28 protein-coding genes are annotated in these 25242 nt (G+C 70.1%); 16 read left to right on the top strand and 12 right to left on the bottom strand.

Features of this window, described 5'->3' with window-relative positions; translation table 11 throughout:
• Positions 1 to 11: 11 nt before the first annotated feature.
• A complete protein-coding gene (sufC, locus tag AAEP80_RS12915; RefSeq protein WP_281264639.1) occupies positions 12 to 785 on the top strand; it encodes a Fe-S cluster assembly ATPase SufC in 774 nt (257 codons plus the stop codon).
• A gap of 2 nt (positions 786 to 787) precedes the next feature.
• A complete protein-coding gene (locus AAEP80_RS12910) occupies positions 788 to 1117 on the top strand; it encodes a metal-sulfur cluster assembly factor (RefSeq protein ID WP_071300728.1) in 330 nt (109 codons plus the stop codon).
• 300 nt (positions 1118 to 1417) lie between these two features.
• Here the strand turns inward: AAEP80_RS12910 and AAEP80_RS12905 are convergent, their stop codons facing one another.
• On the bottom strand, positions 1418 to 2017 hold the full coding sequence (locus tag AAEP80_RS12905; RefSeq protein ID WP_420364708.1) for a biotin transporter BioY: 600 nt from the start codon (positions 2015 to 2017) through the stop codon (positions 1418 to 1420).
• Positions 2018 to 2132: 115 nt separating this feature from the next.
• Between AAEP80_RS12905 and AAEP80_RS12900 the strand changes: the two genes are divergently transcribed.
• Complete coding sequence (locus AAEP80_RS12900) at positions 2133 to 3731, top strand: ABC-F family ATP-binding cassette domain-containing protein (protein ID WP_420364707.1); 1599 nt, start codon at positions 2133 to 2135, stop codon at positions 3729 to 3731.
• 220 nt (positions 3732 to 3951) lie between these two features.
• Here AAEP80_RS12900 and AAEP80_RS12895 read toward each other — a convergent pair whose 3' ends face one another.
• The 3 genes from AAEP80_RS12895 to AAEP80_RS12885 are packed head-to-tail and all read right to left on the bottom strand — an operon-like array spanning position 3952 to position 5683.
• Complete coding sequence (locus AAEP80_RS12895; RefSeq protein ID WP_420364706.1) at positions 3952 to 4926, bottom strand: SURF1 family protein; 975 nt, start codon at positions 4924 to 4926, stop codon at positions 3952 to 3954.
• A complete protein-coding gene (locus tag AAEP80_RS12890) occupies positions 4923 to 5237 on the bottom strand; it encodes a hypothetical protein (protein WP_402728793.1) in 315 nt (104 codons plus the stop codon). The genes AAEP80_RS12895 and AAEP80_RS12890 overlap by 4 nt, the downstream gene beginning before the upstream one ends.
• Complete coding sequence (locus tag AAEP80_RS12885) at positions 5237 to 5683, bottom strand: DUF3099 domain-containing protein (RefSeq protein ID WP_281264635.1); 447 nt, start codon at positions 5681 to 5683, stop codon at positions 5237 to 5239. The genes AAEP80_RS12890 and AAEP80_RS12885 overlap by 1 nt, the downstream gene beginning before the upstream one ends.
• A gap of 175 nt (positions 5684 to 5858) precedes the next feature.
• Between AAEP80_RS12885 and fabG the strand changes: the two genes are divergently transcribed.
• Positions 5859 to 6572, top strand: a complete 714-nt coding sequence (fabG, locus tag AAEP80_RS12880; RefSeq protein ID WP_420364705.1) for a 3-oxoacyl-ACP reductase FabG — start codon at positions 5859 to 5861, stop codon at positions 6570 to 6572.
• A gap of 29 nt (positions 6573 to 6601) precedes the next feature.
• Here the strand turns inward: fabG and serB are convergent, their stop codons facing one another.
• Positions 6602 to 7240 carry a phosphoserine phosphatase SerB gene (gene serB / locus AAEP80_RS12875; protein ID WP_420364704.1) on the bottom strand — a complete coding sequence of 213 codons (639 nt, stop codon included), beginning with the start codon at positions 7238 to 7240 and terminating at the stop codon, positions 6602 to 6604.
• A 104-nt stretch (positions 7241 to 7344) separates the two neighbouring features.
• On the bottom strand, positions 7345 to 8586 hold the full coding sequence (locus AAEP80_RS12870) for a glucose-1-phosphate adenylyltransferase (protein WP_413601861.1): 1242 nt from the start codon (positions 8584 to 8586) through the stop codon (positions 7345 to 7347).
• 47 nt (positions 8587 to 8633) lie between these two features.
• Here AAEP80_RS12870 and glgA point away from each other — a divergent pair, with 47 nt between their 5' ends.
• The 5 genes from glgA (at position 8634) to AAEP80_RS12845 (ending at position 12022) form a co-directional block, all read left to right on the top strand.
• Positions 8634 to 9830, top strand: coding sequence for a glycogen synthase (gene glgA / locus AAEP80_RS12865; RefSeq protein WP_420364703.1), 1197 nt, complete (start codon positions 8634 to 8636; stop codon positions 9828 to 9830).
• 112 nt (positions 9831 to 9942) lie between these two features.
• Positions 9943 to 10308 (top strand): ArsR/SmtB family transcription factor, encoded by a 366-nt coding sequence (locus tag AAEP80_RS12860; protein WP_420364702.1) that lies wholly within the window; start codon positions 9943 to 9945, stop codon positions 10306 to 10308.
• 32 nt (positions 10309 to 10340) lie between these two features.
• Positions 10341 to 10829, top strand: coding sequence for an SRPBCC family protein (locus AAEP80_RS12855; RefSeq protein ID WP_420364701.1), 489 nt, complete (start codon positions 10341 to 10343; stop codon positions 10827 to 10829).
• Positions 10830 to 10879: 50 nt separating this feature from the next.
• Positions 10880 to 11662 (top strand): ABC transporter ATP-binding protein, encoded by a 783-nt coding sequence (locus AAEP80_RS12850; protein ID WP_281264628.1) that lies wholly within the window; start codon positions 10880 to 10882, stop codon positions 11660 to 11662.
• A gap of 111 nt (positions 11663 to 11773) precedes the next feature.
• The gene (locus tag AAEP80_RS12845; protein WP_071300737.1) at positions 11774 to 12022 is read left to right on the top strand and encodes a type B 50S ribosomal protein L31; all 249 of its coding nucleotides are present in this window, start codon (positions 11774 to 11776) and stop codon (positions 12020 to 12022) included.
• Between the two features lie 160 nt (positions 12023 to 12182).
• Here AAEP80_RS12845 and AAEP80_RS12840 read toward each other — a convergent pair whose 3' ends face one another.
• Together AAEP80_RS12840 and treS are read right to left on the bottom strand one after the other, a co-directional pair.
• A complete protein-coding gene (locus AAEP80_RS12840; RefSeq protein WP_402728787.1) occupies positions 12183 to 12929 on the bottom strand; it encodes a 3'-5' exonuclease in 747 nt (248 codons plus the stop codon).
• A 35-nt stretch (positions 12930 to 12964) separates the two neighbouring features.
• Positions 12965 to 14677, bottom strand: coding sequence for a maltose alpha-D-glucosyltransferase (gene treS, locus AAEP80_RS12835; RefSeq protein WP_281264626.1), 1713 nt, complete (start codon positions 14675 to 14677; stop codon positions 12965 to 12967).
• 111 nt (positions 14678 to 14788) lie between these two features.
• Between treS and AAEP80_RS12830 the strand changes: the two genes are divergently transcribed.
• Together AAEP80_RS12830 and AAEP80_RS12825 are read left to right on the top strand one after the other, a co-directional pair.
• On the top strand, positions 14789 to 15745 hold the full coding sequence (locus AAEP80_RS12830; protein ID WP_420364700.1) for an alpha/beta fold hydrolase: 957 nt from the start codon (positions 14789 to 14791) through the stop codon (positions 15743 to 15745).
• A 5-nt stretch (positions 15746 to 15750) separates the two neighbouring features.
• Entirely contained in the window at positions 15751 to 16821 is a 1071-nt protein-coding gene (locus AAEP80_RS12825) for a glycosyltransferase family 4 protein (protein ID WP_420366866.1), read from the top strand.
• Positions 16822 to 16840: 19 nt separating this feature from the next.
• On the opposite strand, the gene AAEP80_RS12820 is transcribed toward AAEP80_RS12825, so the two are convergent.
• Entirely contained in the window at positions 16841 to 17590 is a 750-nt protein-coding gene (locus AAEP80_RS12820) for a hypothetical protein (RefSeq protein WP_420364699.1), read from the bottom strand.
• Positions 17591 to 17773: 183 nt separating this feature from the next.
• Between AAEP80_RS12820 and AAEP80_RS12815 the strand changes: the two genes are divergently transcribed.
• Positions 17774 to 18679, top strand: a complete 906-nt coding sequence (locus AAEP80_RS12815) for a hypothetical protein (protein WP_420364698.1) — start codon at positions 17774 to 17776, stop codon at positions 18677 to 18679.
• 23 nt (positions 18680 to 18702) lie between these two features.
• A complete protein-coding gene (locus tag AAEP80_RS12810) occupies positions 18703 to 18918 on the top strand; it encodes a hypothetical protein (RefSeq protein WP_420364697.1) in 216 nt (71 codons plus the stop codon).
• Positions 18919 to 19455: 537 nt separating this feature from the next.
• On the opposite strand, the gene AAEP80_RS12805 is transcribed toward AAEP80_RS12810, so the two are convergent.
• The gene (locus AAEP80_RS12805; RefSeq protein ID WP_420364696.1) at positions 19456 to 20094 is read right to left on the bottom strand and encodes a histidine phosphatase family protein; all 639 of its coding nucleotides are present in this window, start codon (positions 20092 to 20094) and stop codon (positions 19456 to 19458) included.
• 7 nt (positions 20095 to 20101) lie between these two features.
• Entirely contained in the window at positions 20102 to 20941 is an 840-nt protein-coding gene (locus AAEP80_RS12800) for a Sir2 family NAD-dependent protein deacetylase (RefSeq protein ID WP_420364695.1), read from the bottom strand.
• A 117-nt stretch (positions 20942 to 21058) separates the two neighbouring features.
• Here AAEP80_RS12800 and AAEP80_RS12795 point away from each other — a divergent pair, with 117 nt between their 5' ends.
• Together AAEP80_RS12795 and AAEP80_RS12790 are read left to right on the top strand one after the other, a co-directional pair.
• A complete protein-coding gene (locus tag AAEP80_RS12795; RefSeq protein WP_420364694.1) occupies positions 21059 to 21877 on the top strand; it encodes a TrmH family RNA methyltransferase in 819 nt (272 codons plus the stop codon).
• Between the two features lie 82 nt (positions 21878 to 21959).
• Positions 21960 to 23192: a D-alanyl-D-alanine carboxypeptidase family protein gene (locus AAEP80_RS12790; protein WP_420364693.1), complete on the top strand. Its 1233-nt coding sequence runs from the start codon at positions 21960 to 21962 to the stop codon at positions 23190 to 23192.
• A 32-nt stretch (positions 23193 to 23224) separates the two neighbouring features.
• Here the strand turns inward: AAEP80_RS12790 and AAEP80_RS12785 are convergent, their stop codons facing one another.
• Positions 23225 to 24019 carry an SGNH/GDSL hydrolase family protein gene (locus AAEP80_RS12785; RefSeq protein WP_420364692.1) on the bottom strand — a complete coding sequence of 265 codons (795 nt, stop codon included), beginning with the start codon at positions 24017 to 24019 and terminating at the stop codon, positions 23225 to 23227.
• 23 nt (positions 24020 to 24042) lie between these two features.
• On the opposite strand from AAEP80_RS12785, the gene AAEP80_RS12780 reads away from it, so the two are divergent.
• Positions 24043 to 25200, top strand: coding sequence for an acyl-CoA dehydrogenase family protein (locus AAEP80_RS12780; protein WP_420364691.1), 1158 nt, complete (start codon positions 24043 to 24045; stop codon positions 25198 to 25200).
• The last annotated feature ends 42 nt before the right edge of the window (positions 25201 to 25242 follow it).

Genomic DNA, 25242 nt, shown 5'->3' with positions numbered 1-25242 from the left:
GAAGGAACGCAATGTCCACTCTCGAAATCCGCGACCTGCAGGTCTCGATCGACACCGACCAGGGTGTCAAGGAGATCCTCAAGGGCGTCGACCTCACCATCAACGAGGGCGAGATCCACGCGATCATGGGGCCGAACGGCTCGGGCAAGTCCACCCTCGCCTACACGATCGCCGGCCACCCGCGCTACAACGTCGTCGGTGGCTCGATCACCCTCGACGGCGAGGACGTTCTCGCGATGAGCGTCGACGAGCGTGCCCGCGCCGGCATGTTCCTCGCGATGCAGTACCCGGTGGAGATCCCGGGCGTCACCGTCTCGAACTTCCTCCGCACCGCCAAGACCGCGATCGACGGCGAGGCTCCCGCCCTCCGCACCTGGGTGAAGGACCTCCGTCAGTCGATGGCCGACCTCAAGATGGACTCGGCCTTCGCCGAGCGCAACGTCAACGAGGGCTTCTCCGGCGGCGAGAAGAAGCGCCACGAGATCATGCAGCTGGAGCTCCTCAAGCCGAAGTTCGCCGTCCTCGACGAGACCGACTCCGGGCTCGACGTCGACGCGCTGAAGATCGTCTCCGAGGGCGTCAACCGCGCGAAGGCCGCCACGGGCCTCGGCGTGCTGCTCATCACGCACTACACGCGCATCCTGCGCTACATCAAGCCGGACTTCGTGCACGTGTTCGTCGCGGGCAAGGTCGCCGAGCAGGGCGGCCCCGAGCTCGCGGACCGGCTCGAGAACGAGGGCTACGACCGCTACGTGCAGGCCGCAGCCGCGGCCGAGGCGCACTGACCATGATCACCGCACTCGCACCGGAGAAGTTCGACGAGGTCGTCGAGGGCCTCAAAGAGGTCCAGGACCCGGAGCTCGGCGTCAACATCGTCGACCTCGGGCTCATCTACGACCTCGCATGGGACGACGAGGCGACCGCGCTGATCATCAGCATGACGCTGACGAGCGCGGGCTGCCCCCTGACCGACGTCATCGAGGGCGACACCGCGAACGCGCTCGACGGCATCGTCGACGCGTTCCGCATCAACTGGGTCTGGATGCCGCCGTGGGGTCCGGAGCGGATCACCGACGACGGGCGCGAGATGATGCGTGCGCTCGGCTTCTCGATCTAGTCGCGACCACACACAGACGGGAGGCGCGGTGCCAGCTGGCACCGCGCCTCCCGTTCGTCATGGGCCGGGTCGCGCAGAGCCCGCGCCGTTCACTGGTCACGACACACCGCTCACGTGCGCCGGGTGGTCGCCAACCGTCGACTGGGTAGCCATCGGCCGACGGTTCGTGGCCGGTCGCCGGATGCTGTCGGGGTGTCGTGACCGGTCGCCGCAGACGCGTCCCGGCACACCCGCACCCGCACGCGAACGCGAAGGGCCCCGGACCAGCGGTCTGGGGCCCTTCGCGCGGGTGCAGGAGCGTCAGCGGCGGCCGACGGCCTTCCACACGAGGGGGACGATGCCCGCGGCGATGAGGGCCTTCACGAGGCCGCCCACGACGAACGGGTACAGGCCGGCAGCGAGCACGGACTGCAGGTCGTTCGGCAGGCCGAGCGCACCGAGCGCGACGGCGAGGTAGGGGAGTCCCGTCACGAACGGGATCGCGCTCGCGAGCGTGAACGCCACCGCGGCGCGCCCCACGTGGCGGTCCCAGTTGCGGCGTGCGAGCCACCCGACGACGCCGGCGGCGGGGATGAACCCGATGACGTACCCGAAGCTCGGCAGGGTCAGCGCGTGCAGGCCGCCCTGCATGTCCGCGAAGAACGGCGCGCCGGCGAGCCCGGCGATCGCGTAGACGAGCATCGAGAGCAGTCCGCGGCGGGCACCGAGGGTCGCACCGACGAGCACGACCGCGAGGGTCTGCCCGGTGATCGGGACGGGCCACATCGGGACCTCGACCTGGGCCATCGCCGCGGTGAAGAGCGTTCCGCCGGCGATGAGCGCGGCATCGGTGGCGAGGCCGTGCGTCCGCAGACGGTCGGCGAGGACTGCGCGGGGAGCGAACCCGGTGGCGTTCGTCATGGATTCTCCTAGAATGGACTGCTGGTCCTGTTCAGGACCATCGGTCCCGTCAGCGTAGCGGTGCACCTCATGCGCACGTCGTTGTGCAAAACCACCAACTGATTGGACTTCCACTGTGCTTGCCGTGCACGACCTCGAGATCCGAGTCGGGGCCCGCCTCCTGATGGAGAACGTGTCCTTCCGCGTGGAGAAGGGCGACAAGATCGGTCTCGTCGGCCGGAACGGCGCCGGGAAGACCACGATGACCAAGGCCCTGGCGGGGGAGACCCCGCCGACCGACGGCAAGATCGAGCGCTCCGGCGAGATCGGCTACCTGCCGCAGGACCCGCGCTCGGGCAACCCGGAGGACACCGCGCGGAAGCGCATCCTCGACGCTCGCGGTCTCGGCGAACTCGTCGAGGGCATCCGACTCGCCACGCTCGACATGGCCAGCGACGACCCGGCCGTGGCCGAGAAGGCGATGCGCCGCTACTCGCGCCTCGACGACCAGTTCAACGCGCTCGGCGGCTACGCGGCCGAGGCCGAGGCGGCGTCGATCGCGTCGAACCTCAAGCTCCCGGACCGCATCCTCGACCAGCAGCTCAAGACGCTGTCGGGTGGTCAGCGTCGTCGCATCGAGCTCGCCCGGATCCTGTTCTCGGATGCCGAGACCATGATCCTCGACGAGCCGACGAACCACCTCGACGCCGACAGCGTCGTCTGGCTCCGTGAGCACCTCAAGAGCTACCCCGGCGGCGTCATCGTGATCTCCCACGACGTCGAACTCGTCGACGAGGTTGTCAACCGGGTGTTCTACCTCGATGCGAACCGCCAGACCATCGACATCTACAACATGGGCTGGAAGCTGTACCAGCGGCAGCGCGTCGCCGACGAGGAACGTCGCCGCAAGGAACGCGCGAACGCCGAGAAGAAGGCGGCCACCCTCAAGGACCAGGCTGCTCGATTCGGTGCCAAGGCGTCGAAGGCGGCCGCGGCGCACCAGATGGTCGCGCGGGCCGACAAGCTGCTCGCCGGCCTCGAGGACGAGCGCGCCGTCGACCGGGTCGCGAAGCTCCGGTTCCCGACGCCGGTCGCATGTGGTCGGACGCCGCTGATGGCCGAGGGGCTGTCGAAGTCGTACGGCTCGTTGGAGATCTTCGCCGGTGTCGACCTGGCGATCGACCGCGGCTCGCGCGTCGTCATCCTCGGTTTCAACGGTGCAGGCAAGACGACCCTGCTCCGTATCCTCGCCGGCGCCGACGCGCCCGACACGGGCGAGATCCAGCCCGGTCACGGTCTGCGTATCGGCTACTACGCGCAGGAGCACGAGAACATCGACGTGAACCGCACCGTCATCGAGAACATGGTGTCGGCGTCGACGGAGCTGAACGAGACCGAGGCCCGTCGGGTCCTCGGGTCGTTCCTCTTCACGGGGGACGACGGCTACAAGAAGGCCGGCGTGCTCTCCGGTGGCGAGAAGACCCGTCTGTCGCTCGCGATGATCGTGGTCTCCGGTGCGAACGTGCTGCTCCTCGACGAGCCGACGAACAACCTGGACCCGGCGTCGCGCGAGGAGATCCTCGGCGCGCTGGCTGGCTACGAGGGCGCCGTGGTGCTCGTGTCGCACGACGCCGGTGCGGTCGAGGCGCTCAACCCCGAGCGGGTGCTGCTGCTTCCCGACGGCACCGAGGACCACTGGAACAAGGACTACGCGGAGCTCATCGAGCTCGCGTAGTGTCGCGCAGGCAACTGCGGGAGGCTGACCCGACCAGGCTCGTTCCCGTGACTGGTCACGACGGCCCGCTCACCTTCGCCGAGTGGGCATGGATCGTCGTCGTGAGCAGCGCCGACCGACGGACCGTGACCACTCGGCGAACGACCGGCGGGGTGTCGTGACCACTCGGCGAACGACCGGCGGGGTGTCGTGACCACTCGGGCCGGTCAGCGCGCTGCGGTCAGCGTGAGAGGAGCTCGTCCTCGATGTCGGCGTCCGACTTGGGCTTCGCGTCCTTGCGCCGCTGCCGCTCGAGGGCGCGCTCGCGCTCTTCCGGGTCGTCCTGGTTGAGGTTCCGGTACTCCTGCACCATCAGGTAGGCCAGGAAGCCGAACCCGCCGGCGGCGAACATGAACCACTGGATGAAGTAGCTGAGGTGGAGGCCGGTGTCCGCGCTCGGCCGGTCCCACCCGAGCGGGCGGGCCTCGGTCGGCGCCGGGGTCTCCGATGCGAGCTGGCCGTAGGCACCCGTCCAGATCGGGGCGTCGACCTTCTTTGCGACGTCGGCGAGCGTCACGGACTGGACCTGGTCGGTGTGGGCCGGATCGGTCCGCCCGGGGATGCGCGGCTCGCTCTGCTGCAGACGGGCCACGACGGTGACCTGCCCGGTCGGTGCGGCCGGGATGCTGTCGGGTGCGTCCTGCCGGTTGCCCGTCGGGACCCACCCGCGATCGACGACGAAGGCGCGGCCGTCCGCGGTGACGAGCGGCGTGAGGACCTCGAAGCCGGGTTGTCCGTTGTGCACGCGGTTCCGGACGAGGAGCTGGTCGTCGGTGTCGTAGCGCCCGGTGAGCTCGACCCGGAGCCAGGTCTGGTCGTCGTCCCAGCTCGAGGCCCGGGGGAGTGCCTGGTCGACCGGCACCGGGGTGTGGTCGTAGTTCGCCGCGATCTGCTGGTTCTCGCGCACGGCCTCGTTCCTGCGGTCCCACTGCCACATGCCGAACAGGGCACAGACGATGGCGAACGCGACGGCGATGGCGAAGTACCCGAGCCAGCGACGGCTCCCGACGAACCGCCAGCCGACGAAGGGCTCGTCGGGGTCGCGTTCCACCACGCCGGCGTCGACGGCCGCTCGGCGTTCCCGCTCGGCAGCGCGACGGAGCTTCTCGGCGTGGCGGCGGCCGTACCGGGAACCCGGGTCGAAGTCGTCGGTCATCGCTCGTTCGCCGAGCGCGCCCGTTCGCCGACGTCGTTCTTCGGCTGGTCGTGCGCGTCGTGCTTGGCGTCGTCGAGCTGGTCGACGTCTTCGTCGATGCCGGTGACCCGGACCGGGAACGTCCGGGAGCGGAGGTACCCGGCGAGGAAGTCACGGTGCTCGTCGCAGGCCGCCCAGATCTTCACGCGGTCGATGGCGTGGATGCGCGGGTTCCGCCAGTTCACCCGCCAGCTGGCGGCGGTCGAGCAGCCGGCGCGGGAACACACCGGGGTCGAACCCGGCTCGGTGAAGAGGTCGAACGTGGCGCCCATCAGCGGTGGCCCCACACGCGGGAGCGGTCTCCGTTGCGCTGCCATTCTTCTTGCGCGTGCTGGGCGCCTTCGCGCAGGCGGTCCTGCTCGTCTCGGTAGGCCTGTGCCCGCGCGTCTTCCTGCTGTTCGCGGAGGCGCGGGTCGATGTCAGCGGCACGGACGAGGGCGCCAGCCGGAGCGACGTAGTCGGACTCGGTGTGGCTGCCGGCGTTCGCGATGACCACGGCGACCCAGGGGATGACCGCCGCGAGGACGATCGGGATCAGCGCGAGCCACGGGCTGTGCCAGACGGTGTAGACGAGGACCGCCCCGACGAAGAGGATCACGCGCACGGCCATCTGCCAGATGTACCGCGACAGACGGTGTTTCCGGTCGCGCTGCGGTGTCTCCGGCAGTGCCGTGATGGCCTGCGTCGTGCGTCGCGTGATGCGTCGCGTCGTCTTCATGCGTTCGGTCTCCGTCTTCCCTCTGACAAGCCTAAGCCCGTGCACCGACACATGGACACATCACGCGCACATGGCCACATCACGCGCGCGATGTGGGCCCGGGTAGGCTCGTGCGGGCGTGTCGGCCGGGAGACCCGGTCCGCAGCGCACGAGATCGCCACCGAACGGAGCCTCCATGACCACCCCCCGTACCGTCCTCATCACCGGCGGCAACCGCAGCATCGGATTCGCCCTCGCGGAGCGGTTCGTGGCGGAAGGACACCGGGTCGCCGTCACGTCCAGGAGCGGCCTCGGCGGACCAGAGGGTGCGTTCACGGTGCAGGCCGACATCACCGACACCGCGTCGGTCGACGCCGCCTTCACGCAGGTCGAGGCAGAGCTCGGACCGGTCGAGGTGCTCGTCGCGAACGCCGGGATCACGAACGACCAGCTCCTGCTGCGCATGTCAGAAGAGGACTTCACCAGCGTCATCGACACGAACCTGACCGGGACGTTCCGGGTCGTGAAGCGGGCCACGAAGGGCATGATGCGTGCCAAGTTCGGGCGGATCGTGCTGATGGGCAGCGTCGTCGGGGCCTACGGGCAGGTCGGCCAGGTCAACTACGCGTCGTCCAAGGCGGCCCTCGTCGGCATGGCCCGATCGATCACGCGCGAGCTCGGGTCGCGTGGCATCACCGCGAACGTCGTCGCGCCCGGGTTCATCCAGACGGACATGACGGCAGCGCTGCCGGAGGAACTGCAGGCCGAGTTCAAGAAGCAGATCCCGGCGGCGCGCTACGGCAGCGTCGACGACGTCGCGGACGCGACGCTCTTCCTCGCCGGTGACGGCGCCGGGTACATCTCCGGTGCGGTCATCCCGGTCGACGGTGGCCTCGGGATGGGGCACTAGCGCGGACTCGGGCCCGGCGCGGGCAGCGCTCAGCCGCGCAGGCCGAGGGCGGCGAGCACGGGGGAGAGGTCCCGGTCGACGACCGCGACGTCCGCCGACTCCCGGACACGCGGCTTGGCGTCGAACGCCACGGACAGCGCCGCGACCCGCATCATCTCGAGGTCGTTCGCACCGTCGCCGATCGCCACGGTCCGTGCGAGGGGCACACCGTCCGCCCCGGCCCATGTCCGGAGCGCGGCGGCCTTCGCGTGCGCGTCCACGACGTCGCCGAGCACCCGCCCGGTGAGCCGGCCGTCGACGACCTCGAGCCGGTTCGCCTGGCAGTGGTCGAGGCAGAGCGCGGCGGCGAACGGGTCGAGGACCTCGTGGAAGCCGCCAGAGACGACGCCGACGGTGCCGCCTGCGGCGTGCACGCCGCGGACGAGCTCGTCCGCGCCGCGGGTCACCTGGACCGCGCGCTGGGCGTCGGTGAAGACGGCGGACGGGAGGCCAGCAAGGGTCGCGACACGCTCCCGGAGGCTGTCTCCGAAGTCGATGTCCCCCCGCATGGCGCGCTCCGTGATCGCTGCGACCTGTGGCCGGGTCCCGGCGGCGTCGGCCAGCAGCTCGATGACCTCGTCCTCGAGCAGGGTGGAATCGGCATCGAGGACGACGAGGAAGCGCGGCACGCCACAACGGTAGCGGTGCCGCGCCTCCTGTGACGTCGGACGGGGCTACGCCTCGACGCGGACGCCCTTGCCGACGCATGGGGGGAGTCCGGAGTCGAGTGCCGTCACGCCTCGACGCGGACGCCCTTGCCGACCACGGTGATCCCGGAATCGGTGACGGTGAAGCCCCTGGCCAGGTCGGCCTCCCGATCGACGCCGACCTGCGCACCCGGTGCGAGGACGACGTCCTTGTCCAGGATCGAGCGGTTCACGATCGACCCGGCGCCGATCGACGCCCGCTCGAAGACGATCGAGTCGAGCACCTTCGACCCGGAGTCGATCCCGCACCACGGCCCGATGACGCTGCGCTCGACCTGGGCTCCGGAGAGCAGGCACCCGAGCGACACGATCGAGTCCACGGTCGCGCCGGTGTTGCCGTTCGCGTCCCGCACGAACTTCGCCGGCGGCAGGTTGGTCTGCTGGTTGAAGATCGGCCAGTCCTGGTTGTACAGGTTGAACACCGGCACGGGCGCGATGAGGTCCATGTGCGCGTCGAAGAACGAGTCGATCGTCCCCACGTCGCGCCAGTAGTACTTGTCGCGGTCGTTCGAGCCGGGGACCTCGTTGCCCTTCAGGTCGTAGACGCCTGCGTCGCCGCGTGCGACGAAGTCCGGCACGATGTCGCCGCCCATGTCGTGCGCCGACGACTCGAGCTGGCCGTCGCGCAGCACGGCGTCGACGAGCGCGTCGGCGTCGAACACGTAGTTGCCCATCGAGGCGAGGATCTCGTCGGGCGAGTCCGCGAGGCCGACGGCGTCCTTCGGCTTCTCGAGGAACGCGTCGATCTTCGTCGGGTCGTCCTCGGCCACCTGGATGACGCCGAACTGGTCGGCGAGACCGATCGGCTGGCGGATCGCCGCGACCGTGGCGCTGCGGCCGGAGGCGATGTGTGCCTCGACCATCTGGTGGAAGTCCATCCGGTACACGTGGTCCGCGCCGACGACGACGACGATGTCGGGGCGCTCGTCACGGAGCAGGTTGAGCGACTGCAGGATCGCGTCGGCCGATCCGGCGAACCACCGCTTGCCGAGACGCTGCTGCGCCGGGACCGACGCGACGTAGGACCCGAGCAGGCCCTCCATGCGCCAGGTCTTCGCGACGTGGCGGTCGAGACTGTGGGACTTGTACTGCGTCAGGACGACGATCTTCTGCAACCCGGAGTTCACCAGGTTCGAGAGTGCGAAGTCGATGAGACGGAAGTTCCCGCCGAACGGAACAGCGGGCTTCGCCCGGTCGGCCGTCAGCGGCATGAGCCGCTTGCCCTCACCTCCCGCGAGGACGATGCCGAAGACCTTCTTTGGTGCCATGCCGTTCACAGTAGGCGTCAGCACTGGGAACCGGTTACGTTGAACCAGTGCGAGTCGATCTGCTGACCAGGGAGTATCCGCCGGAGGTCTACGGCGGTGCTGGCGTCCACGTGGCCGAGCTCACCGCAGCGTTGCGGTCGGGAACGGACACCGACGTGCGCGTGCGTGCCTTCGGCGCGTTCCGCGACGAAGAGGGCGTCTGGGCCTACCGGACACCAGCGGGGCTCGAGAACGCGAACGGCGCGCTCCAGGCCCTCGGTACCGACGTCCAGATGGCGGCGGACGTCGAGGGTGCCGACCTCGTGCACTCGCACACCTGGTACGCGAACGCCGCCGGACGCCTGGCGCAGCTCACCCACGGCATCCCGCACGTCGTCACGGCGCACAGCCTCGAACCGCTCCGGCCGTGGAAGGCCGAACAGCTCGGCGGCGGCTACCGGCTGTCCAGCTGGATGGAGCGCGAGTCGTTCGAGCAGGCGGATGCGGTGGTCGCGGTGTCGAAGGCGATGCGTGCGGACATCCTGCGCTCGTACCCGACGATCGACCCGGCGAAGGTCCACGTCGTCTACAACGGCATCGACGTCGACGAGTGGAAGCCGGACGTCGACCACGACGCGGTGCGTGCCCTCGGCATCGACCCCGAGCGACCGAGCGTCGTCTTCGTGGGGCGCATCACCCGCCAGAAGGGCCTGCCGTACCTGCTGCGCGCCGTGGCGTCGCTGCCGCCGGAGGTCCAGATCGTCCTCTGTGCCGGCGCCCCGGACACCCCGGAGATCATGGCCGAGGTCACCGGACTCGTCGAGGACCTCCGGGCACACCGCGACGGTGTCGTCTGGATCGACCGGATGCTCGCGCACGAGGAGATCGTCAAGGTCCTGTCCTCCGGCACCGTCTTCGTGTGCCCGTCGATCTACGAACCGCTCGGCATCGTGAACCTCGAGGCCATGGCGTGCGGGATCCCCGTCGTCGGCACCGGCACCGGTGGCATCCCCGAGGTCGTCGCCGACGGGCTGACCGGCCGCATCGTGCCGATCGACCAGGCCAGCGACGGCACCGGCACGCCGACCGACCCCGACAAGTACGTCGCCGACCTCGCGGCCGCCCTCAACGAGGTCCTGTCCGACATCGGGCTGGCGAAGCTGATGGGCCGCGCGGGTCGGCTCCGCGTCGAGACCGAGTTCACCTGGGACGCGATCGCGACGCGCACGCGCGCCGTGTACGACCAGGTCCTGGCGACGCGCTGACCGCACCACGGCCCTGAACCGGACTGGAGGCTCGGGGTGACGTTCCTGACGGACGTCACCTGAGCCTCCAATCCGTTGCGCGCGGGGCGCGCCGGGCGTAACGTACAACCCGATGGTTGTACGTGATGAGATGGACGCCGAGGCGGTGGACCGCGTGTTCGCGGCCCTCGCGGACGCGACGCGCCGGGACATCGTCCGGCGCGTCATCGTGCGTGAGCAGTCGGTGTCCTCGCTCGCATCCGGGTACGCGATGAGCTTCGCGGCCGTGCAGAAGCACGTCGCGGTCCTCGAACGTGCCGAACTCGTCCGCAAGGAGCGGCGAGGTCGCGAGCAGATCGTCACGAGCGAGATCGGCGGCGTCCGACGCGCCGATCGTCTGCTGCGGTCCTACGAGGACCTCTGGCGGCACCGGGTCGACCGGATCACGGAGCTCCTCGCCGACGAGGGCCCCGCCGATCGGCCGCACACCGCTCCGTGACGGAGCCCACCGACCCCGAGGGGGACCGGAAGATGAGCACCACCATCGACGCGACGCACGACGTCGACGCCCTGACCATGACCTTCACCGCCGAGTTCGACGCGCCGGTCGAGCGCGTCTGGCAGATCTGGGCGGACCCCAGGCAACTCGAACGATGGTGGGGACCGCCGTCGTGGCCGGCCACGTTCGTCCGGCACGCGCTGGAGCCCGGTGCGCACAGCGACTACTTCATGACCGGCCCGGACGGCACGAAGGCGGCCGGCTACTGGACGATCGTCGCCGTGGACGAACCGCACTCCATCACGCTCGAGGACGGGTTCGCGGACGAGTCGGGGCAGCCGGACACGTCGATGCCGATCACGACCATGGAGGTCACGCTCGAGGACCTCGGTGGACGCACCAGGATGACGAACACGGCGCACTTCGCGACGGCGGAGCAGCTCGAGCAGTTGCTCGAGATGGGCATGCGCGAGGGCATGCTCGAGGCGCTCGGACAGATCGAGTCGATCCTGGCGGAGTGACGCTCGGCGTGTGCCCCGTTTCGGATGGTCGGCTGCCGTAGGGTGATCACATGCCCTCGGTTGTGCGCTTGTCTGACGTGTCCGTGGTCCGGAACGGGGCCACCATCCTCGACGGTGTCTCGTGGGAGGTGCAGGACGACGAGCGGTGGGTCGTGCTCGGTGCGAACGGCGCCGGCAAGACCACGTTGCTGCAGGTCGCGGGGGCCCAGAGCTTCCCGACCTCTGGCGAGGTCGAGGTGCTCGGGACCGAGCTCGGCGGCGCCGACCTCTTCGACCTGCGGCCCCGCATCGGGTTCGCGTCGACGGCCCTCGCGCGTCGCATCCCGGTCACCGAGAAGGTCATCGACGTCGTGCTGACCGCCGCCTACTCGGTCACCGGGCGGTGGAACGAGGAGTACGAGGAGCTCGACGTCCGCCGTGCGCAGCGCGTGCTCGACGAATGGGGCCTCGGCGCGTTCACCGACCGCACCTTCGGTGAGCTGAGCGACGGCGAGCAGAAGCGCGTCCAGATCGCCCGTGCGGTGATGACCGACCCCGAGATCCTGTTCCTCGACGAGCCGGCAGCGTCGCTCGACCTCGGCGCACGCGAGAGTCTCGTGCGCACGCTCGGCGGGTACGCGAAGAGCGGCGACTCGCCGGCGATCGTCATCGTGACGCACCACGTCGAGGAGATCCCCGAGGGCTTCACGCACGCACTGATCCTGGCTGACGGGCACGTCCAGGCGGCGGGGCCGATCGACGAGGTCCTGACCGACGCGACCCTGACCGAGGCGTTCGGCATCGGGCTCACCGTGTCGAAGGACTCCGGCCGGTTCTCGGCGCGCGCGGCCTAGCCCTGCTCCACATCGGCCGTGCTGTCTGGTAACGTAGACGGCTGGCGTAGGCCAACGACTTCCCGCGCGGTTCTGCGCATCTCAACACACACTGCTATCCGAGGAATCTCCATGAAGACCGACATCCACCCCGAGTACCGCGCCATCGTCTTCCGTGACCTGGCTTCCGGTGAGACGTTCCTGACGCGTTCGACCGCGAACAGCGACAAGACCATCGAGCTCGACGGTGCCACCTACCCGGTCATCGACGTCGAGATCTCGTCCGCGTCGCACCCGTTCTACACGGGCAAGCAGCGCATCCTCGACTCGGCCGGTCGCGTCGAGAAGTTCAACCAGCGCTTCAAGGGCTTCAGCAAGTAAGACGCTCGTGCGCTTGACGGGCGGCTCTCCTCTGGGAGGGCCGCCCGTTTCGCGTTCGTGCCGATCGCGCCCGCACAACCGAAAGCAGCTCGCACCGCGTCGTTGCGCGGTGCGAGCTGCTTTTCGTTGTGCGGGGGGCGGCGAGGAGTCGACGAGAGCGTCAGTCCGCGGTGCGGTGGGGCCAGCGGCCGTCGGCGGTGAACGACGGGTCGCGCTTCTTCCGCATGTAGTCCTGGAACGACGCGGCCTGCTCGGCGCACCAGCCGACCTGCTTGCGGTGGAGCTCTTCGGCGGAGACGGTGAGGTCGTCCGGGTACTTCGTCGCGATGGCCTGCGCGACACGGCCGGCAGCGATCGCGTCCGCGCCGGCGTCGTGCGCGTCGGAGAGGGTGACGCCGTACAGCTCGGCGGCGGCTTCGAGCGTGCGCTTGCCCTTGCGGTAGGTGTCGAGCGCCTTGTCGATCACGAGCGGGTCGACGACGTTGCCGATCACGGGGGAGGCGATGCCGTGCCGCTTGGCTTCACGGTCGAGCAGCGTCAGGTCGTACGGGGCGTTGTAGATCACGAGTGGGATGCCGCGCGCGAACACGGCTTCGATCGCGGCGACGATCTCGGCGACGACCTCTCCTGCTGGACGCCCCTCGGCGCGGGCACGCTCGGTGCTGATGCCGTGCACGGCCGATGCCTGCTCGGGGATCTCCACCCCGGGGTCGGCGAGCCAGGAGCCCTCGACGATGCTGCGCCCGGTCATGTCGATCAGCCCCACGTGCGCCGTGACGATCCGGGAGGTCTCGACGTCGATGCCGGTGGTCTCGAGGTCGAACACGCCGAGGGCATGCCACCACGGACGTGTCGAGAGGTCCGGGGAGTGGGTCGGAGCGTCGACCTCGGCTTCGGAGTACGTCACGTGACGAGGCTAACCGGACCGACCGACACGCCGGGTCACGCGGTCGGCGCGGCCCCGACGTGCAGCCAGTAGAACGACTGCGTGCCCAGCGTCAGCGTGACGTTGCCCTCGTCGTCGAACGACGGGAACGAGCTGCCGCCGAACAGGTCGTAGAGCGGACGACCCGCGAACTCCGGAGCCGAGATGGTCGCCGTCGTCGCGTTGACGGCGAACGAGAACACGCAGAGCACGTCCTCGGCCGAGGCACCGAACTGGGTGCCAGCACCCTCCCACGAGCGGACGAAGGCGAGCACGCTCTCGTTGTCGGTCTCCTGCACCGCGATCGACCCCATGCCGAACACCGGGTGGGCCTTCCGCACGTGGATGACGTTGCGCACCCAGTGCAGCAGGGACCGCGACTGCGCGAGCTGTGCCTCGACGTTGACCTGCGCGTAGTTGTACACGAGCGACTGGACGACCGGCAGGAACAGCTTCCCGGGGTCCGCGGTGGAGAACCCCGCGTTCCGGTCCGGCGTCCACTGCATCGGCGTGCGGGACGAGTCCCGGTCGGGCAGCCAGATGTTGTCGCCCATCCCGATCTCGTCGCCGTAGTACAGGAACGGTGAACCGGGAAGCGAGAACAGCAGCGCGTGGATGAGTTCGAGCTCCGCGCGGGAGTTGTCGAGCAGGGGAGCGAGGCGCCTGCGGATACCGATGTTCGACCGCATCCGCGGGTCGTACCCGTACCAGCCGTACATCGCCTGCCGGTACTCCTCACTGACCATCTCGAGGGTGAGCTCGTCGTGGTTGCGGAGGAACACGCCCCACGCCGCACTGTCCGGCACGTCGAGCGTCTCGGACAGGATCGCGGAGAGCTCCTTGGCGTGCTGGGCGCGGAGCGAGTAGAAGATGCGCGGCATCACCGGGAAGTCGAACGCCATGTGGCACTCGGGCTCCTCGTCCGTCCCGAAGAACGCGGCGGTCTCGCGGGGCCACTGGTTCGCCTCGGCGATGAGGACACGGCCCGGGTACTCCTCGTCGACCATCGCGCGGAGCTTCTTGATGAACTCGTGCGTCTCCGGCTCGCCCTCGCCGTTGCCCTCCTCCGACTCGAAGAGGTACGGGATGGCGTCGAGCCGCAGGCCGTCCACGCCGAGGTCGAGCCAGTGCCGGACGACGTCGTACACGGCCTCGACGACCGCCGGGTTCTCGAAGTTGAGGTCCGGCTGGTGCGAGAAGAACCGGTGGAAGAAGAACTGTCGACGGACCGGGTCGAAGGTCCAGTTGGACTCCTCGGTGTCGACGAAGATGATGCGGATGTTCTCGTAGTGCTCGTCGGTGTCGCGCCAGACGTAGAAGTCGCCGTAGGGACCGTCCGGGTCCTCCCGGGACTGCTGGAACCACTCGTGCTGGTCCGACGTGTGGTTGATCACCATGTCGATCACGATGCGCATGTTCCGCTCGTGCGACTTCGTCACGAGCTCGCGGAACTCCTCGAGCGTGCCGAACTCCGGCAGGATCGCCTTGTAGTCCGCGATGTCGTAGCCGCCGTCGCGCAGCGGGGACTTGAAGAACGGCGGCAGCCAGAGGGCGTCGACGCCGAGCCACTGCAGGTAGTCCAGGCGACTGATCAGGCCCTGCAGGTCCCCGGTACCGTCGCCGTTCGAATCGACGAACGAGCGGATCATGCACTCGTAGAAGACGGACCGCTTGTACCAGAGGGGGTCGAGCGTCAATCCGGGCAGCTGGATCGGGGCTGTGAAGGTCACCGTGCTCCTCGTCGTGGTCGACGGGCATCTCCGCCCGCCCCGGACACGATAGGCCGACGGCTCCGAGCGTGTTCCCGGGTGCACCGGAGTCGGTTTCGTAGACTGGCGCGGATGCAACCGCCCGTGCTCTCTCCGTACCAGTCGCTGATGGCCTCGACCCCCGTCGTGCACCGAGCCGTCGAGGTCGACGGCCGCACCACGCACTACTGGGAGTACGGGCCAGCCGACGCGTCGCAGACCGTGCTCGCCGTGCACGGGTTCCGTGGCGACCACCACGGGCTCGAGTCGATCGCCGCGCACCTCGTCGGGGTCCGCGTGATCGTCCCGGACCTGCCCGGCTTCGGGATCTCCGACCCGCTCGCGGTCTCCGACATCGACGGGTACGTGTCGTGGATGCGCGGGTTCCACGCGGCGCTCGGCCTCGACCGCACCGCCGTGGTGCTCGGGCACTCGTTCGGGTCGATCGTGGTGTCCGCAGCCGTCGCCGCCGGGCTCGACACGCGGCTGCTCGTCCTGGTGAACCCGATCGCGGCTCCTGCGCTCCAGGGCCCCCGTGCCATCGGCACCGGCATCGCGATCGCGTACTACCGCGCGGGTGCTGCACTGCCCCGACCCGTCGGCCTCGGCGTCCTCAGGAACCGCGCGATCGTCCGGGCGATGAGCGTCGCGATGCTCAAGTCGAAGGACCCGGAGATGCGCCGGTGGGTGCACGACCAGCACGACCGGTACTTCTCCGCCTTCGCCAACCGGACGAGCGTGCTCGAGGCCTTCCGCACCTCGGTCACCCACGACGTCTCGGAGTACGCCGACCGCATCGAGGTCCCCGTGCTCATGATCGCTGCCGAGCGTGACGACATCACCGCCGTGCCGGAACAACGTGCGCTCGCCGATCGGCTCCGTGACGCCGAGCTCGTCGTCATCCCCGAGGTCGGGCACCTGGTGCACTACGAGACGCCGGCCGCCGCTGCCAGCGCGACCCTGCGCCGGATGGCCGACCCCGTCCGGAAGCCCGCGCGCGCTGCCAAGGCGGGCCGGGCCTCCAGGCCGAACACCGGGCGCGCATCGTGAGCCGCCTGCGCGTCGGGATCGACTGCCGGTACGTCCGGATCGGTCGGCACGACGGGATCAGCCGCTTCACGGCCGGTGTCGTCGCGCACCTTCCGGAGCGCCACGACTACACGCTGCTCGTGAACGACGAACGACAGCTCGAGTCGCTGCCGGGCGGTCTGCCGTGGGAGCTGATCCCTGCGCCGACCGACGCCGGTGAGCCGCTCGTCGCGCGTCACGTGAACCGACTCGGACTCGACGCGGTGTTCTCACCGATGCAGACGATGGGGTCGCGAGGGCGCAGGTACGCGCTCGTCCTCACGCTGCACGACCTGATCTACTACCGGAACCGGACGCCGCCGCGGGAGTTCGCGTGGCCGATCCGGCTCGGCTGGCGGGCGTTCCACCTGTCGTGGTGGCCGCAGCGCCTCCTGCTGAACGGAGCAGACGGGGTGGTGACGGTGTCATCGACGACCGCTGCGCTGATCACGGCGCACCGACTGACGAAGCGCCCGGTGACGGTGGCGTACAACGCAGCAGACCCGGCCACGGTGCGACCGGCGGGGGGATCGCGGACGAAGACCCTCGTCTACATGGGCTCCTTCATGCCGTACAAGAACGTCGAGACGCTCGTCGCGGCGCTCCCGCTCCTCGGTTCGGACTGGACGCTGCACTGCATGTCCCGCGTGTCCGCTGCCGACCATGCCCGGCTGTCCGCGCTCGCCGGCCCGGACGCGGTCGTCTTCCACTACGGGGCGTCGGACGAGGAGTACCTCGACGCGCTCCGGTCGGCGACCGCCCTGGTCACGGCGTCGTACGACGAGGGGTTCGGGATCCCGTTGGTCGAGGCGATGGGTGTCGGGACGCCGGTGGCCGTCAGCGACATCCCGATCTTCCGCGAGATCGGTGGAGACGCGGCGGAGTACTTCGACCCGTCGTCGCCTGCTGCGGTCGCTGCGGCGGTGCGCAGACTGGAGGCTCGGTGGGACGCCGCCTCGGACGCTTCGGTCGTGCAGGCGGCCCGGTTCCGGTGGGAGGACTCCGCCGAGCAGGTCGTCCGGGCGGTCGAACAGGCGGTCGCGGCGCGCGGCGCCTGAGCCCGGAGCGGGGCTCCGGTCACTGCTTGGCGGCGACGACCTGCACGGTGGCGTCGGGGAACACCCGGTGCACGGCGTCCGTCACCTGTGCCTGGACCGCCAGGACGTCCACACCGGTCGGAGCCGTCTCCACCTCGACGGACTGACCGGCGGGCGTGTCGGCTCGTCCCTCGCTCGCGGCCGCCCACACGCACCTGACCTGCTGCACGCCGGCGACCTGCCGGATCGCACGGGCGAGCCGGAGTCGTTCGTCGGTGCGGGCCTTCGACGGCGAGATCCCGACGTCCACATCGCCCAGGTCCGCGATCGCGTACACGTGCACGCCGTTGCCACTCGCGTCCGACACGGCCTCGCTCAGCTGGTCGATGAGCGCTGTGCGCTGGTCCGGTGACAGCTCCGTGGACGCGGTGACCGTCGCCGTGACGTCGTAGCTGGCGAAGGACGTCTTCGTCGGCTTCGTGGCGTCGGTCGAGATCACGCCGTCGAGCGCGCCGGCGTCTTCCGTGAAGCGCTGGAGGCTGGCGTCCGGTCGGGGGAAGATCCCGCCGACGCCGGTCTGGACACTGCCGATGATCATCGAGAGCACGACGATGATGACCGCGGCCACGACGACCACCCCGGCCAGGAGCAGGGACCACGCGCGGACGCGTTGCGGTGTCGTGCGCACGGGCACGGAGGACGTGTCCGTGCCGAAGGCGCGACCGAGGTCGTCGTCGTCCCCGAACCGGTCGCTGTGTCGGCCGGTCGGGCCCGGTCCCTCGGTCGTCATGTCATCCCCTCACACGCGTGCTCGGGCCATCGAGTGAACAGGATGCTAGTCCGCGCGCGGGAGCGGTGCCGCGCGTGGAGACAACGATCGGGCAACGTCCTCCACAGGGCGAGGTTGCCGTGATGCCTCCACGGATCCGCACATTGGGCAGCGAGGATGCGCGGTGTTCGGGAGGGTGGTGCCGTGTTCGCTCGTCCGCTTCCGCTGCTCCTCAGGAACACCTCGTTCACCGTCCGCGAGGGGCGCCGTCGAGGTGTCTCGCGGTCACGGATGCGTGGGCGGGACCTCGTCCGTCCCACCCGCTCGCTCCGCGTACCGCGGGTCGTTCCGCTCGACACCGTCGAGCTGCGGGCCCGTGCGTACAGGCCGCTGCTCGGTGCAAACCAGTGGTTCAGTCACACCACCGCTGCGGCCTTGTGGGGCCTCGCCCTGCCCGCGCGACTACGAGACGAGCCCGTACTGCACGTGACCGGCGCGAACGGACGGCAGATGCGTCGGCCGGGAGTCGTCGGTCACAGGACGAGATCGGTTCCGCGCATCGGAACAGCGGCGGGGTTGCCGACGAGCGATCCACTCCGGACGTGGCTGGACTGCGCCGCCGTGCTGTCCGTCCGAGAGCTGACCGTGATGGGGGACCAGCTCATCGAGCGGTGGTGTTCGCTGGACGATCTGCGGGTCGCTGTCAGCCGCGCTGGTGGCATCAGGGGGATCACCCGCCTGCGCGCAGCGGTCGAGTTGGTCCGGCCGGGCTCCGAGTCCCCGATGGAGAGTGCGTTGCGCCTGGTGCTCGTCGATCACGGGCTGCCTGAGCCGGAGTGCAACCTCGATGTGCGCGGCAGCGATGGTCGATTCCTCGGGCGGGTCGACCTCGCCTACCCGGAGTTGCGGATCGCGATCGAGTACGAAGGACGCCACCACCAGGAGGACCGGGCGACGTACCTCCGCGACATCGCGCGCCGGGAACGCTTCGAAGCCGAACGGTGGGCCTTCGTCCTGGTGACCGATGGCGACCTGGTGGATGAACGCCGCCTCGTGGATCGCGTGCGACGGCGGCGCGCAGAGCGTTCGTCGGACGCACAGCGGGTGTGAGCATCAGTCGCTAGGCTGCAGGCATGTTCATCACCCTGCTGGTCGTGTTCCTCGCGATCGTGGCGGTCGGTGTCGTGCTGGGGGTCCAGGCGTCACGTCGTGCGCGGTCATTGCGGGGGCTGGAGGATCCGCTCGCGCCCCGGCTCGGCATCGACGCCGATCAGGAGATCCGGACGGCGAACGCCAAGGCCGCGCGCCCAGATGGGGCGACGGGCTTCACCGGCGGTCCCGGCGCCTGAGGGCGAGTCCCCGCGGGGCATTGTCGAGCGTCGTCCATCGAGCGCGCGCGAGTGGCGACGAGGTGGGTGGTGCAGACGCTGCTTCTGCGCACTCGATCGGTTTTCTGTTTCGAGTGCGACTTCGTGAGTGATCGAGTGCGCGGAAATGGCGACGAGGGGCCGGCTGAGGTCGTCACTTCTGCGCTGTCGGACCGGGGGCATCCTCGCGCTTGTGCCGGGATGAACTGACGGCGGCGCGACGTGCGCTGCGCGTCGAGTGCGCAATCGCGGCGATCGGAAGCCGTCCGCGGGCTGCAGGTCTGCGCACTCGGATGGTCGCAGCGGATCGGGAGCGATCGAGTGCGCGGTCCTGGTGACGGGTTCGGGCTGTCAGTCGGCATTGCTGCGCAGTCGATCACTGGCCGCACCAGGTCGCCGCACCACGCGAGCATCACGCCACGCCGAGCCCCCACGCCGAGCGCCGCGTCACGCCGAGCGCCGCGTCACGCCGAGCGCCGCGCGCGCGGTCGCCCGGCCCGCGCGGTTGCCCCGCCCGGCTCAGCTGCGCTGTTCGAGCGGGTTCTGGTACTCGAAGGAGTACTTGCCCGGCGCGTCCGATGCGTCGTCGATGGGGTCGTCGAAGCGGACGAGCTCCGCGTGGAAGCGTTCCGGGTCCCACCGGAAGGAGTGGATCGACCCGTTCCGGATCGGCGTGTGGTGTCGATCGGCGGTCCCCGGAGCCGCGGCGTTCACCACGCTCCGGATCACGGCACCGTGCGTGGCCACCACGATGACGCCGCCGTCGTACCGGACCGCGATCTCGGCGAGGGTCTCGGTCGCGCGGGCGAGCAGCGCAGCCCGCGACTCCCGCCCGGGGATGACGTCGTCGGGGTAGTGCGCCAGGACCTCGTCGTCGGTCAGCCCCTCGGCCTCGCCGTAGGAACGCTCGGCGAGCCCCGGGTACGTCGTGGGCGCGGGGAGCGCGAGGCGCGAGGCGATGATCGACCCCGTCTCCGACGCGCGCGACAACGGCGAGGAGACGACGGCGTCGAACGACCTGCGCGCGAGCAGCGATGCCGAAGCGGCTGCCTGCGCCCGTCCGGTGTCGTTCAGCGGGATGTCGGTCGAGCCCTGGATGCGGCGCTGCTTGTTCCAGTCGGTCTCGCCGTGGCGCACGAGGTACAGGAGGGTGGTCACGACTCGATCATGACAGAGCCAGCCGGGACGCCAGGGCGACCAGGGTCTCCGTGGTGCCGGCGTCGATCTTCGCCGCCGCCCGCCGATCGCTCCGCGTGGCACCGCGGTTGACGATCACGACGGGGTGCTTCCGCCGCGCCGCGTGGTCGACGAGCCGGACGCCGGAGTTGACGGTGAGCGACGACCCGACGACGAGCAGTGCGTCGGCGTCCGCGACGATCGACACCGACTCGGCGAACTTCTCGGTCGGCACGAACTCGCCGAAGAAGACGACGTCGGGCTTGAGCATCCCGCCGCACACGGTGCAGTCGGGCACGACGAAGCGCTCGACGTCGGTGATCTCGACGTCGCCGTCGGGCTGGAGGCGCACCGAGTCGGGGTCGTCGATCCAAGGGTTGAGCTCGTCGAGGACACCGGCGAGGTCTGCCCGGGCGAACACCTGCCCGCACGTCAGGCAGACGGCGCGGTCCATGGAGCCGTGGATCTCGACGACCCGCCGTGACCCTGCGCGGAGGTGGAGTCCGTCCACGTTCTGGGTGATGACCCCGGTGACGACGCCGGCCCGTTCGAGCGAGGCCAGGGCGTCGTGCCCGGCGTTCGGCCGTGCGGCGGCGAAGGTCCGCCAGCCGAGGTGCGACCCGGCCCAGTACCGCTGGCGCTTCGCGGCGTCGGCGCGGAACTCTTGGAAGGTCATCGGCTTCCGGACGACGCGGCCGCCGCCCCGGTAGTCGGGGATCCCGGAGTCGGTGCTGAGGCCGGCACCCGAGAGCACGGCGATCCGCTTGCCCGCGAGCAGGTCCACGACCCGGTCGAACTGGGCCGTCTCGGTCGCGTCGCTCGTCGCCATCAGGTTCACGGTACCCTCAACAGCCGACCGACCCCGCCACTTCCACGCCGCCACGCGTAGACGTGAGCAGCGACGCGAGCAGCTGCCATGCGCCGCCACGACCCCGGAACGAGACCAGTGCACCCCGTCCGCATCGACACCATCGACGACCCCCGCCTCGACGACTTCGCCCGACTGACCGACGTCGCGCTGCGTCGGGTGTCCGAACCGGAGGGCGGCCTGTACATCGCCGAGTCGAACACGGTCATCGAACGCGCCGTCCGCGCCGGCCACGTCCCGCGGAGCATCCTGGTGCAGGAGAAGTGGCTGGACAGCGTGCTGCCGCTCGTCGCCGACCACGACGGTCCGGTGTTCGTCGGCCCGGACGACCTGCTCGAGGACCTCACCGGCTTCCGGATGCACCGCGGCGCGATCGCGGCGATGCAGCGCCCCGAGCTGCCGAGCGTCGAGGACGTCGTCCGCGACGCGAAGCTCGTCGTCGTCCTCGAGGACATCGTCGACCACACCAACGTCGGCGCCGTCTTCCGGAGCGTCGCAGGGCTCGGCGCGGACGCCGTGCTGGTGAGTCCGCGATGCGCCGACCCGCTCTACCGTCGCAGCGTCCGGGTCAGCATGGGCACCGTGCTCCAGGTCCCGTGGACACGGATCGGCGACTGGCCGGAGGCGGGGGAGTCGCTCCGCGCGCAGGGCTTCCACCTCGCCGCGATGGCGTTGACGGACCGCTCGGTCGACCTCGACGCCTTCGCGGCGGACGTGCCCGATCGCGTCGCGCTGGTGATGGGCACCGAGGGGCAGGGGCTCACGCCCGCCGCGATCGCCGCCGCGGACACGACGGTGCGCATCCCGATGCACCACGGCGTCGACTCCCTCAACGTGGCGGCGGCGAGCGCCGTCGGCCTGTGGGCGGTGCGGTCGGCGCAGCGAGCGCGAGGATAGGGCCGGGAGGCTCGACCCACCTTCTCCACATCGCGGCGGTTCCGCAGGTGGCCGGTACCCGGCCCCGGTACCCTCGGTTGTCGTGTCACGTGTCGTCCGCCGCCCCCGTTCCGCCGTCAGGAGGCCGGTGACGATCTCGGTCGTCGCGGTGCTCGTCCTGGCGGTGGGGTACCTCGTCGCCGCAGCGGTCGTACCGTTCTCCCCGGCGAGCGCCACGACCACCTCGTACGCGGCCCCGACGTCCTCGTTGCCCGCGTTGACGTTCCCGTCGTACGGCGCGACCGCGGTCGAGGCGCCCGGCTTCCCGGAGAGCCTCCGCACGAGCGGTGACACGAAGCAGCGGTCGATCGCGAGCATCTCGAAGGTCGTGACCGCGTTGGTCGTGCTGGACGCCAAGCCCCTGTCGCAGGGGCAGGCGGGTCCGACGATCGCGTTCACGCCGGAGATGGAGGGCCTCTACGCGCAGTACCTCGCGCAGAACGGCGAGGTCGCCCCGATGCCGTCAGGGCTCCGGTTGTCGGAGTACCAGACGCTGCAGGTCATGCTCATGAAGTCGGCGAACAACTACGCGGGCTCGCTGGCGCTCTGGGCGTTCGGGTCGATGGACGCGTACAAGAAGGCCGCAGCGTCGTGGCTCGACGAGCACGGCCTCGACGAGACGTCCATCCAGGAGCCCACGGGCCTCGACGCGAAGAACGTCTCGACGGCGACGGACCTGGTGGACCTCGGGAAGCTCGCGCTGGCGAACCCGGTGGTGAAGGAGGTCGTCGGCGCGAAGCAGGCGACGATCCCGAACGTCGGCGACATCGAGAACTCGAACAAGCTGCTCGGGATCGACGGGGTCGAGGGCATCAAGACCGGGACCCTCGACGAAGCCGGTGCGTGCCTGCTCTTCGCGGCGACGTACCAGCGCGGCGGGAAGACGGTCACGGTGATCGGCGCGATGCTCGGCGGCAAGGACCACGACGCGCTCGACGCCGACATCCAGCGACTGCTGCACTCGGTTGCCGACAACTTCCACGTGGTCACGCTGACCCATGCCGGGCAGACCTTCGGCACCTACTCGACGCCGTGGAAGGACGAGACCGACGCCGTGACGCAGTCCGCGTCGGAGGTCCTGGTGTGGGGCAACACCACCGTGACGGCGACGACGAAGCTGGACCCCGTGACGCTCGGTACCAAGGGCGAGCGGATCGGACGGGTGCGGTTCGCGATCACGGACCACGACCCGGTGACGGTGCCGCTCGTCCTGGAACAGGCGATCCCGGATCCGGGCATCTGGTGGCGTTGGACCAACCCGTTCCAGGGCGCCTGACGTGCTCGGGCTCGTCCAGAGCTGCTGAGGCGCTAGGGCGTGTCGCTCCGGTGCTCGACGATCGTCTGCAGCTCCGGGCGTTTCGGGCTGATGCCGTCGCCGGACGAGGTGTGCCGGATGCGGCGGACGACCCACGGCACGAGGTACTCCTTCGCCCAGCCGAGGTCCTCGGCGCGGGCTTCGCGCCAGGGCCGCGCGGCGAGGGGCTCCGGGTTGAACGGCTCGAGTCCGTGCTGCACCCCGAGGGTGTCGAGCACGGCCGCGGCGATCGTCGCGTGGCCCATGGGGGAGTGGTGCAGCCGGTCGGGCGCCCACATGCGTGAGTCGCGGAGCACCCGGAGCGCCCACATGTCGGCGACGAGCGCGCCGTGCTTGAGGGCGATGGCGTGCAGGTGCTCGTTGTAGATCGCCGCCTTGCCACGGACGAGCCCGAGCACCGGGGTCATGCCGACGTCCGGGCCGGTGAAGATGACGACGGTCGCGCCGTCGCGTCGCAGGGCGGCGACGGTCTGGTCGAAGCGCGAGGCGATCTCGTCGGGGTCCGAGCCCGGGCGGATGATGTCGTTGCCGCCGGCGGAGATCGTGATCAGGTCCGGCCCGAGCGCCAGCGCGTCCGACACCTGCTCGTCGATGATCTGCTGGAGCAGGCGTCCGCGGATCGCGAGGTTGGCGTACGCGAAGTCGTCGGTCTGGTGGGCGAGGACCTCGGCGACCCGGTCTGCCCATCCGCGGAACCCACCCGGCACGGTGGGGTCCGGGTCTCCGAGCCCTTCGGTGAACGAGTCACCGATCGCGACGTACCTGGACCACGGATGACGATCTGACACGCCTCGGAACATAGTCTCGTGCCATGACGAAGGCAAAGCCGTGGACCGTTCCGGACGACCTGCTCGCGCGGTTGGCGGAGCGCGCGCCACGGTACGACGCCGAGAACGCGTTCTGCACCGAGGACCTCCACGAACTCCGTGCGGCCGGGTACCTGCGCATCGGGGTGCCGATCGCGGACGGCGGCAGCGGGCTCGGTCTGCGCGCGACTGCTGCGGTCCAGCGGGAGATCGCCCGGGCCGCGCCGGCGACGGCGCTGGCCCTCGGCATGCACCAGGTCTGGGTGCAGGCGGCCCGCAGCGTGTCCGCTCGTGGTGAGTCGTTCCTCCAGTCCGTCACGGACCACGCCGCGGCGGACCGGCTGCTGGCCTTCGGGGTCAGCGAACCCGGCAACGACCGTGTGCTCTTCGACTCGTTGACCGAGGCTGCGCCCGACGGGGAGGGCGGCTACCGGTTCACGGGCACGAAGGTCTCCACGTCGCTGGCACCAGCGTGGGACGTGCTGAGCGTCTTCGGCAAGGACTCGACGGGCGACGAGCCGCGACTGGTGCACGGGTTCGCCCTCCGTGCCGACGGGGGCATCCGGCACCTCGACGACTGGGACACCCTCGGCATGCGGGCGACGCAGAGCCGGACGACCCTGCTCGAGGGCGTCCACGTGCCCGCGGACCGGATCGTGCGGTCGCTGCCGGTCGGGCCGACCGCCGACCCGCTCGTCTTCGGGGTGTTCGCCGCGTTCGAGTTGCTCGTCGCGTCGGTGTACGTGGGGATCGCCACGCGGGCGCTCGACCTCGCGGTGGAGCGGGTCCACGACCGGCGGGGGATGGACGGGACGTCGCGTGCGGACGACCCGGACGTGCGCCGGGCGATCGCGGACATGCGGGGGACGGTCGACGCCGTCGCGCTCCAGGTGGACGCCCTGGCTCGGGACGTGGACGAGCTCGAGGACCACGGGCCCCGGTGGTTCCCGCTCCTCGTCGGCACCAAGGCCCGCACGGTGGACGCCGCCCAGTCCGTCGTGGACGAGGCGATGCGGGTCGTCGGCGGCGGGTCGTACCGGGCGTCGAGCGAACTCGCGCGGCTGGCCAGGGACGTGCGGGCCGGGCAGTACCACCCGTCCTCGCGGGACTCGGCCGCGCGCACGATCGCGACCGAGGTGCTCGGACCCCCGTCAGCAAAGTAGTTCAGATGCGGTACTATTGGTGTTTTCCCCGCAGGAGGCGAT

Source organism: Curtobacterium sp. L3-7, assembly GCF_048756585.1.
Taxonomy (GTDB): Bacteria; Actinomycetota; Actinomycetes; order Actinomycetales; family Microbacteriaceae; genus Curtobacterium.
The sequence above is the reverse complement of the archived record's forward strand: the minus strand, read 5'-3'. Positions and strand labels throughout refer to the sequence as shown.

What these genes read in the sequence shown, in the direction of transcription:
- AAEP80_RS12860 (WP_420364702.1), top strand. Translation starts at nt 9,943, where the DNA reads ATGGTTGTACGTGATGAGATGGACGCCGAGGCGGTGGACCGCGTGTTC.
- AAEP80_RS12855 (WP_420364701.1), top strand. Translation starts at nt 10,341, where the DNA reads ATGAGCACCACCATCGACGCGACGCACGACGTCGACGCCCTGACCATG.
- AAEP80_RS12905 (WP_420364708.1), bottom strand. Translation starts at nt 2,017, where the DNA reads ATGACGAACGCCACCGGGTTCGCTCCCCGCGCAGTCCTCGCCGACCGT.
- AAEP80_RS12910 (WP_071300728.1), top strand. Translation starts at nt 788, where the DNA reads ATGATCACCGCACTCGCACCGGAGAAGTTCGACGAGGTCGTCGAGGGC.
- AAEP80_RS12895 (WP_420364706.1), bottom strand. Translation starts at nt 4,926, where the DNA reads ATGACCGACGACTTCGACCCGGGTTCCCGGTACGGCCGCCGCCACGCC.
- AAEP80_RS12800 (WP_420364695.1), bottom strand. Translation starts at nt 20,941, where the DNA reads ATGGCGACGAGCGACGCGACCGAGACGGCCCAGTTCGACCGGGTCGTG.
- AAEP80_RS12885 (WP_281264635.1), bottom strand. Translation starts at nt 5,683, where the DNA reads ATGAAGACGACGCGACGCATCACGCGACGCACGACGCAGGCCATCACG.
- AAEP80_RS12780 (WP_420364691.1), top strand. Translation starts at nt 24,043, where the DNA reads ATGACGAAGGCAAAGCCGTGGACCGTTCCGGACGACCTGCTCGCGCGG.
- AAEP80_RS12890 (WP_402728793.1), bottom strand. Translation starts at nt 5,237, where the DNA reads ATGGGCGCCACGTTCGACCTCTTCACCGAGCCGGGTTCGACCCCGGTG.
- AAEP80_RS12845 (WP_071300737.1), top strand. Translation starts at nt 11,774, where the DNA reads ATGAAGACCGACATCCACCCCGAGTACCGCGCCATCGTCTTCCGTGAC.
- AAEP80_RS12830 (WP_420364700.1), top strand. Translation starts at nt 14,789, where the DNA reads ATGCAACCGCCCGTGCTCTCTCCGTACCAGTCGCTGATGGCCTCGACC.
- AAEP80_RS12810 (WP_420364697.1), top strand. Translation starts at nt 18,703, where the DNA reads ATGTTCATCACCCTGCTGGTCGTGTTCCTCGCGATCGTGGCGGTCGGT.
- AAEP80_RS12870 (WP_413601861.1), bottom strand. Translation starts at nt 8,586, where the DNA reads ATGGCACCAAAGAAGGTCTTCGGCATCGTCCTCGCGGGAGGTGAGGGC.
- AAEP80_RS12820 (WP_420364699.1), bottom strand. Translation starts at nt 17,590, where the DNA reads ATGACGACCGAGGGACCGGGCCCGACCGGCCGACACAGCGACCGGTTC.
- AAEP80_RS12850 (WP_281264628.1), top strand. Translation starts at nt 10,880, where the DNA reads ATGCCCTCGGTTGTGCGCTTGTCTGACGTGTCCGTGGTCCGGAACGGG.
- fabG (WP_420364705.1), top strand. Translation starts at nt 5,859, where the DNA reads ATGACCACCCCCCGTACCGTCCTCATCACCGGCGGCAACCGCAGCATC.
- sufC (WP_281264639.1), top strand. Translation starts at nt 12, where the DNA reads ATGTCCACTCTCGAAATCCGCGACCTGCAGGTCTCGATCGACACCGAC.